2 protein-coding genes and 1 pseudogene are annotated in these 3,149 nt (G+C 50.6%); 1 reads left to right on the forward strand and 2 read right to left on the reverse strand.

Going from position 1 to position 3,149, the window contains the following annotated elements:
* Positions 1-1,044 precede the first annotated feature (1,044 nt).
* Positions 1,045-2,238: an alpha-D-ribose 1-methylphosphonate 5-triphosphate diphosphatase gene (locus Q0231_RS13320; protein WP_299348068.1), complete on the reverse strand. Its 1,194-nt coding sequence runs from the start codon at positions 2,236-2,238 to the stop codon at positions 1,045-1,047.
* Between Q0231_RS13320 and Q0231_RS13325 the strand changes: the two genes are divergently transcribed.
* Positions 2,237-2,923, forward strand: coding sequence for a DUF1045 domain-containing protein (locus Q0231_RS13325; protein ID WP_299348069.1), 687 nt, complete (start codon positions 2,237-2,239; stop codon positions 2,921-2,923). The genes Q0231_RS13320 and Q0231_RS13325 overlap by 2 nt on opposite strands.
* Before the next feature lie 8 nt (positions 2,924-2,931).
* Here the strand turns inward: Q0231_RS13325 and Q0231_RS13330 are convergent.
* Positions 2,932-3,149 (reverse strand): annotated as a pseudogene (locus tag Q0231_RS13330) (pyridoxal-phosphate dependent enzyme); the annotation flags it as partial.

Below are 3,149 nucleotides of genomic sequence, written 5' to 3' on the forward strand. Positions count from 1 at the left end.
AAGGTTACAAGGTTGTACACATTGGCGCACATTTTCATTTGTAAAGTACAATAAAATCAGCTAGTTACTTACATGAAAAACGTTTCCCTCTCCCGCTACCAAAATTTCTTCTACATTGCAGGTTGTTAGGTGCGAGAAGGTCTGCGGGTTTTTGCGTATGGATCGCCTTGGGTCGCGTTTGGGTGTTTTTAGGTGAACTTCGATGCGAAGGTAGCGAGCCTATCAACAGAATCGCTCACATTGTCGGACTAGTTGTGTTCTTTTCGCCAATTTGGCCAACTCATATTGGTGAGTTGCTCGATGCATGCTGACTTGATTGGTATTTGGAGTTTGCTTGAACTGTATTGCTTCATGGTCTGCTTGCTTGGGCCTAATGTTTCCACTTCACTCATCTGCCGTTGCTTCAGTGGTCGGGTTTCCATTTGTCTACTCGCTCAACAGCAGTCATCTGGAAAAACTCAGAAAGCGCTGTGGGTTCAATTGCTTCATCCCATTCAGTGTCCGTTACCGGGCCGGAAAAAATATGAATTCATGGCTTTCGTCATCAGGTGGGGAATAGGGAAATCTCCCTTTAAGAGACGTGAACCGAGCGGCAACTGACTGAGGAAACGCCACGCCACCTTGCTCAGGTACTTGGTGATGAGGCGGTCTCTAAACTCGCGCCAATCCTTATCGGACCTATCATGGTATTTTTCTCGATTGGGGCCTTTTAGGATTGCACGACAAAGGCGAGATACATCAGTTGCATTTCCAATGCCTCACGCGTTCGCGAAGATACACGTTCACCTCACAAGTAGTGTCTAGCGCCCAAAATCACTTCGCCCCGTCTGCTAGCAGCAGATTGAGCGCTGAACGGCCCCGCGTTGATCCGCATTTGTTGGCTGCATAAAGAATAGTCTCTTGAACAATGGGAAGCTTTGTTGAGTCCAAATACCCTGAACACGGACAAATTTCGCGCTGCAATCTCCCTGAAGAGTTGCGACGCGAAACATTGCGAAATAGATTATTCAAATAAAATCATTTGCAGATGCAAGTTTCATTTTGTTAGCCAACTTGCACACCGCCACGCCAAACACCGCTTATAATTGGTATAAGTTTGTGTTTCCTTACGCGGACCAAGTCGCCGTAGCATCCCACTTCAATTTTGCCGCGGTCTATCAGATGGGTTGCATTCGCTGGACTTTGCGTAACTGTTTTGATCGCACGTGGTAGGTCGTCCCAAATATCAGCCAGCTTAAAAGCAGAGTTAAGTAATGCCGACGGCACATAGTCCGACGAAACAATGTCGAGCAAATCATGCTTTGCCAACTCCGCTGCTGCCACATTGCCAGAGTGAGACCCCCCCCGTAGGAGGTTTGGTGCACCCATAATGATTTGAATGCCCTGGTCTCGGCAGGCCTGCGCCGCCTCTAATGTGGTTGGAAACTCAGCGAGGTTGATACCGATGCTCTTGGACTTTTTCACCTGCCCGGTGGTGGTGTCGTCATGGCTGGCCAAGGTTGCGCCAAATAGTTTTGCATGGTCGATCGTCGCGCGCTCATGCCGGTCGCGGTTGCGATCGCCGCGTTCCTTTTGCTCTAGAATGTGTTCGGCAAATTGTTCATCCGTATAGCCATACTTACCAACGATGTAGTCTTTCAGTTTGCTGACATCGCGGAACTGTCTTTGTCCCGGTGTATGGTCCATCAGACTGACCAGACGCACCCGATCGTCTGGTCCAAATTCAGACAATTCCTCAACAAGTGTATCAGAACAGACCTCGGCCCGAAGGTGCAACATGTGACGAATACGCAAGATGCCTTCGTCGCGCAGCTCTAGGATTTCGCTTGCGACCTGGCGCGCATATTTGCCGTAATTGGTTTTTGAATCTGTAAGGGATCCTACCCGCAGCGCATCGAACACCGTTGTGATGCCGGCAGACGCGAGTTCGCCGTCATGGGCCAAGATTGCGGTTTTATGGGGAAATGGCACACCGGGCCTTGGCTCAATATGCCGCTCAAGATTGTCCGTGTGCAACTCCACAAGACCTGGGATTACAAAGTCACCCCGAAAATCAATCGCACCGGACCGCACTGCGCCGCCTTCGTTGATCGCAACTATGATACCGTCTTCGATTTCAATGGAGCCAAGCACAACTTGATCGTTGAGAACAATTTTTGCGTTTGCAACTTCAATGTCGCCTGACATATGAGCGTCATACTTTTCTGGCAGTTGCTGGGAGAGTGCAGGAGAGTTCATGTCAAAGTTCCGACGTTTTGCGATTTACTATCTTCCAAGTGGCGATCCACTGGCTGAGTTTGGTGCCCAATGGTTGGGCTGGGATGCGGTTCGCGCTGAGAAACGGGCAACACGTTTCGATGGTTTGCCGCACTTTCATGTCGATGATGTGACAGCCACCCCAAGAAAATATGGTTTCCACGCCACATTGAAACCGCCATTTCGATTGGCCGAAGACAAGTGCCTTGAGCAACTGCAAATTGCTTGCGAGGAGTTTGGCGAAACCCAAGCACCTGTCTTGATGGATGGTCTGTCGATCCGCACGATCGGTCGCTTTTTGGCCTATGTGCCGGTTGGCGATGTGGTTTCGCTCAACGCTTTTGCTGCAGCTTGCGTGCAAGAATTCGATCCGTTTCGCGCAGCTGCACCACAAGTGGAACTGGAAAGACGTCGCGCCGCTGGCCTGTCGCCAAGGCAAGAAGAGTTGCTGCAACAATGGGGATATCCATATGTTCTTGACGAGTTTCGTTTTCATATGACCTTGTCCGGCAAACTCGACCCTGAATTGTTGCCTGCAGTTGAGGCATTCCTTACAGAGCATGCGCCGGATATGGCCAACCCGTTCGTGATCAACAAATTTGCGTTGATGGGCGAACGCGAAGACGGGAATTTCGAGCTGATCAAGCATTACACTTTAACCGGGTAGAGCGCGTGCAAAGCGGCATCGACCGCCTCTTTTAACGTGCCTGCGCCGCGCGATACCGGCACGATATTGGCACCTAGGATTTTCATCCGGCTGACATTGGGATGCTCTTTTTCGATATCGACGACGCCCATGTGGATCTCACACTCCACGCCCATCAGCGCCGCTGCCGTAGCTAGTGCTACGCCATGTTGCCCTGCACCTGTCTCGGCGATGACTTTGGTTTTGC

This window comes from uncultured Maritalea sp. (genome assembly GCF_937139385.1).
In the GTDB taxonomy this organism is placed as follows: Bacteria; Pseudomonadota; Alphaproteobacteria; order Rhizobiales; family Devosiaceae; genus Maritalea; species Maritalea porphyrae_A.